3 protein-coding genes are annotated in these 5,069 nt (G+C 36.4%); 1 reads left to right on the plus strand and 2 read right to left on the minus strand.

All coding sequences use genetic code 11. From position 1 onward, the window contains the following. On the plus strand, positions 1-1,631 hold a 1,631-nt coding region (locus tag E1171_RS07315; RefSeq protein ID WP_222931433.1), incomplete at its 5' end, for a M1 family metallopeptidase. 63 nt (positions 1,632-1,694) lie between these two features. On the opposite strand, the gene E1171_RS07320 is transcribed toward E1171_RS07315, so the two are convergent. Then, entirely contained in the window at positions 1,695-4,727 is a 3,033-nt protein-coding gene (locus E1171_RS07320; RefSeq protein ID WP_155205359.1) for a PAS domain-containing sensor histidine kinase, read from the minus strand. Between the two features lie 95 nt (positions 4,728-4,822). Further along, positions 4,823-5,069, minus strand: a 247-nt coding sequence (locus E1171_RS07325; RefSeq protein ID WP_187696322.1) for a sensor histidine kinase, incomplete at its 5' end; no start/stop codon positions are given.

Raw genomic sequence — 5,069 nt, forward strand, 5'->3', positions numbered from 1 at the left:
ATCGGATACTTTTTATTTTCATTCTTTTTAGTCCTTTTTTTTGTAGGGGACAACAAATGCAAATTTTCACACATGCCGATTCCCTAAGAGGACAGTTAAGTCCACTCCGTAGAGCCTATAAAGTGTATTTTTACGACCTTAATCTACGTATTAACCCGTCCTCTAAAAGCATAAAGGGGTATAACGACATTTACTTTACTGCCCAATCTACTTTTGACCGTATACAGGTAGATCTTTTTGAAAATATGATCATTGATCAAATCATATTTAAAGACCAAAAACTTGACTTTCAAAGAGACGGAAATGCTTTTTTCGTAGAATTTCCCGAAAAAGTTAATAAGGGGAGTATAGGCAACCTAAGGATTTACTACCATGGCCAACCCCTAGAAGCCAGCAATCCACCATGGGAAGGAGGTTTTTCCTGGAGTAAGGACGAAAAGGGGCGAGATTGGATCGGGGTATCTTGTGAAGGCCTTGGGGCAAGCTTATGGTGGCCTAATAAAGATCACCCTACTGCAAAACCCGACAGCATGTCCATTACAATAGAAGTGCCTTCACCACTAATGGAAGTCTCCAATGGGCAACTCAGAAATGTGATTCCTCTGCAAGATGGCTACACCAGGTTTCAATGGTTTGTTACTTATCCCATTAACAATTACAATGTTACTTTGAATGCTGCACATTATGCCCACTTTTCTGATACTTATACCGCACTAGACGGAGATAAGATCCCCCTGGATTATTATGTTCTCGATTATAACTTGGACAAAGCAAAAAAACATTTTAAACAAACCCAGGGCATGCTACAATGCTTTGAAGAACTTTATGGAAAGTACCCCTTCCCTAGAGATGGGTACGGACTTGTCGAAACACCTTACTGGGGTATGGAACATCAAGGAGCTATCGCCTATGGGAACAATTATAAAAATAATAGCTTCGGATTTGATTTTATCCTTATACATGAAAGCGGACATGAATATTGGGGGAATAGTGTGACGGAATCAGACCATGCTGAAATGTGGATCCATGAAGCTTTCACTACTTACTCAGACGCATTGTATATAGAATGTCGGTTTAGTTACGGAAAATTCTTAACCTATATGCAAGACATGAAGAGTAAGATTGCCAACCGAGAACCTATATTAGCCCCCATGGGAGTCAATTATAACTTTTGGAATGATTCAGACATGTATTACAAAGGGGCATGGATGCTTCACTCCATCCGAAATACCATAGATAATGAGGAAGAGTGGTTTGCTCTTCTTTTTAATCTTTACCAAAATTTTAAATATTCAAACGTAAGTAGTGATGATATTATTGATTTCCTTGATGAAAACACAAAATATAATCTTAGGCCAATTTTCAGACAATTCCTTTTAGGAGTGGACCCTCCAAAATTAATTTACAGCGTTCAACAAAAAGGAAAAACTGCCAAACTCAAGTTTAAATGGGAAACAGATTATGCTTGGGATTTCAATATGCCCATGAAAGTCAAATTTGGAACAGGCAAGTATTACACCATTTACCCAACAAATAAATGGCAAACTGAAAATTTTAATACCCAAAAAGCAGACCGAATAAAATTTGCCGATGAACTTTTTTATTTTGAGCTGGAAAAAAATAGAGAGTGAAAAGTAGCATTATTATTTTGCCCCCAATATATTTAACTCCTCATTAAAATACAACCCCTTAGCTTAGGTAATAAAGGGCAAACTAACTCTGAAGCTGGCTCCCTTCTCTTTTTCACTCTGAAGTTTTATAGTTCCTCCCAAAGAATCCACTGCATTTCTCACTAGGTACAATCCCAAACCAGAGCCTGTTGAAAATTCATTTGCCCTAAAAAACATATCAAATACTTTCTCCTTCAGCTCTGTTGGAATACCTTGTCCATTATCAGAAACTTCGATTATTAATCGGTCCATTCTCCGATAAACCTCTACTTTTATATAAGAATTAATATTGAGCTTCCTGTATTGAATGGAATTTTTAATTAAGTTGATAAAGATGATCCGCAATAGACTTTCATCGCTCTTAAAGGTTTTAAGTAGCATTATTTCCTTTTTAAAATTAATTTCTTCAAATCCAGGAGTTTTCTTTAAACCATCAATACAGCTGCTTACCAATAAAGAAAAATCGATAGGATGTTTTTTTACCACCTTTTCTTTTATCTTGGAAAGATCAATTAAAGCCTGAACAATCTCATACAACTTTTTTACTTCTTGATTGTACATAAGGAAGAAATCTAAGACCTTCTTTCTATGGAACTCCCTTTGGGCTAAGCGATTTAATCCTTTTAATGTTGCTACCGGCCCCCTTAGGTCATGATACGTTTTATATAGAAAAGTATCTAATTCATTATTTTTAAAACGCAACTCCTCCTCCACCCTTTTTTGAGCTGTCATATCCCTAATAATGGTTGAAAAACACTCTAATTTCCCACCAATTGTTAAATGGGCAATTACTACTTGTGAAATTGGCACTCGTTCTCCATATTTATTTATAAGAATATTTTCCCCACTCCAAACTCCATTTTGTGTAGCCTCAGTAAAGCTCTCCTTTTTGATAAAATCTAAGGTTGACCCCCTATGCTGAAAAGAAAATTTCCATTTTGACAAATTCGATTCCGAAGAAAGTCCAAAAAAATCCAGTCCTGCCTTATTCAAATAAATCAGAGTTTTATCTTTACCCACAATAGCTATCACATCTGAGGTAGACTCCACTATCCGATATAATCGCTCCTTTTCCGCTTCAGCTCTTTGGATTCTGGTGATATCCTGAGCCACTCCATACCTTTTGATTAATTTCCCCGTGACCGGATCATAAATTGCTCTTCTATGAATAAAACAATACCTTACATTTCCTTTCACATCAAGGAGCCTATAAATAGCTTCTGGTAAAATCCCCCCTTCTCTTACTTTTTCTGATTCCTTTACCCCCTCTAAAAACATTTTTCGGTCATCAGGATGGACATAATTTAGCCATTCCGCCTGTGAAAAAACCACACGACCATCCTTCACCCGATCTTTTATCTCTTCTAAACCTACAATTTTGGCACAAGTCTCATCGGCAGTATAGTTCCCACTTTCAGGATCATATTCCCAACGCCAAAGATTAGCCATTTCCATAGCTACCTTAAAATATTCCTGGCTTTCTTTCAAATCCGAAGTACGTTTTTCTACCAAGTCCTCCAGTTTATCTCGGTACATTTTTAGTTCCATCTCATTTCTCTTTAATTCGGTGATATCCTGAGTAATACCGTAAACCCTATGCTTCTTCCGCTTCTCATCTTTAATCAATACACCACCAGATGTAAGAATCCTTTCTTCCCCATTTTTTAGAATTCTATATTCCACCGAAGCTTTGTCCACCTTTCCCTGAGCCAAATCATACCAAACCTTTCTCACTTTAGGTTGATCTTCTTCAACTAAAAAGCGGACAAAAAATTCTTCAAGAGTCATCTTAACGGGCTCTCCTTTATCAGGTATCCCAAACATTTTCATTAGTGAACTATCAAATAATATTACACTTTCAGGCAGTTCGGTATCCCAATAAGCCAATTGGGCAAAATCGAGGGCATATCGAAGTTGAGTTTGCTTTAATAATAATTCTTCCTCTCTTTCCTTTAAGGCGGTAATATCTTGCGTAACTCCATAAATCATTTTCCCTTTAGCTTCCTTATCCCTTACCAAAATAGCACTAGCCAAAAGCAATTTTATTTCCCCATTTCTATCAATTCTAAATTGCACGGATGCCTTATCCGTTTTTCCATGATATAGTGAATAGTAAACTTTCTCAAGGTGGGGCAGATCTTCTGGGATAACGTACTCTAGAAATAAATCCTTCACTGCCATCAAAAAAGGTTTCCCCGGAAAAGGAATACCATAAATATTGGCATGGGGTTCTTCAACCCAGAATTTCCCTTCAGGCAGTAAGATTTCCCAATAAGCGAGCTTGGCAAACTCTAGAGCAAACCGCAATTGCTCTTGCTTCAAACGTAACTTTTCCTCAGTCTTCTTCTGTTGATTAATATTCCGAACAAAGCAAATAACTGATTTAACACCCTCCACTTTATCCTTTTCTGGAACCATATACCAATCGAACCAAACATCATTGAGAAATAAAAACTCTACTCTTTTTTCCTTTCCAGTTATAAACACCTCATTTAAGGATTTATCCCAAAAATTTACTATCCTTTTTGGAAACCCATGATCATAAATATTTCGACCAGTGTAATAACTTCCAGGTTTACCAGAGCTCTCCAGTGTTCTATCATTAGCAAAAAGATAATTGTGATTTTTGTCAAACCGTAATATGATATCAGGAGAAGACTCTACAAAAAGATGAAAATTGCTCTCAGATTCTTTTAATTCAGAGTTATCTTTTATGTAAATAGCAGAAATGGGATCCTTTATATTTTCTTCTAACCACCTAAAGTCTAATTCAGCCCAAAACTCCTTACCTTTTAAAGTGCGGCAATAGAGATTAAACTGTTTTTTACCTTCTATTCGAAATTCAGCTAAAATCTTCTTCCATAGAGCTTTGTTAGAAATTCCATTAGGTGTTTTTTGGCTAGCCAATAAAGTGGATGGGGTAGATTTTAAAAGTGACACTGAAGTATCAGCCTCTAACAAATCAACAGCAGCGCTATTGCAATCAATAAACTTTTCATCTTTCAGAATTAGAATGGCACTGGGTGAATTCTCATATAATGCCTTAAAATTAATCATCAACAGCTCGCCTACATTAGAAAAAGTACATTTTCGAAGCTTACACTTATTTCATCAACTTTAGGAATTTCTTTTATGTTTTATGTAGTTGAAATTTAGAAATTATAAGGCAAATAAACTGTAAAGGTAACACCCTGATACTCTTTACTTTTTAGGGAGATTCTTCCTTTGAGAGAATCCACTGCATTCTTGACAAGGTATAGCCCTAAACCGGGACCAGTGGAGCTTTCTACACCTCTAAAAAACATATCGAAGGCTCTTTCTTTAAGCTCCTCCGAAATCCCCAAACCATTATCTTTTAACTCCAGCACTAAATAATCAGCTTTTCGATTTACCTTAATT

It is taken from the genome of Xanthovirga aplysinae (assembly GCF_009711365.1).
Classification (GTDB): Bacteria; Bacteroidota; Bacteroidia; order Cytophagales; family Cyclobacteriaceae; genus Xanthovirga; species Xanthovirga aplysinae.

Coding starts and splice junctions, on each gene's coding strand:
- E1171_RS07320 (WP_155205359.1), bottom strand. CDS start 4,727: ATGATTAATTTTAAGGCATTATATGAGAATTCACCCAGTGCCATTCTA.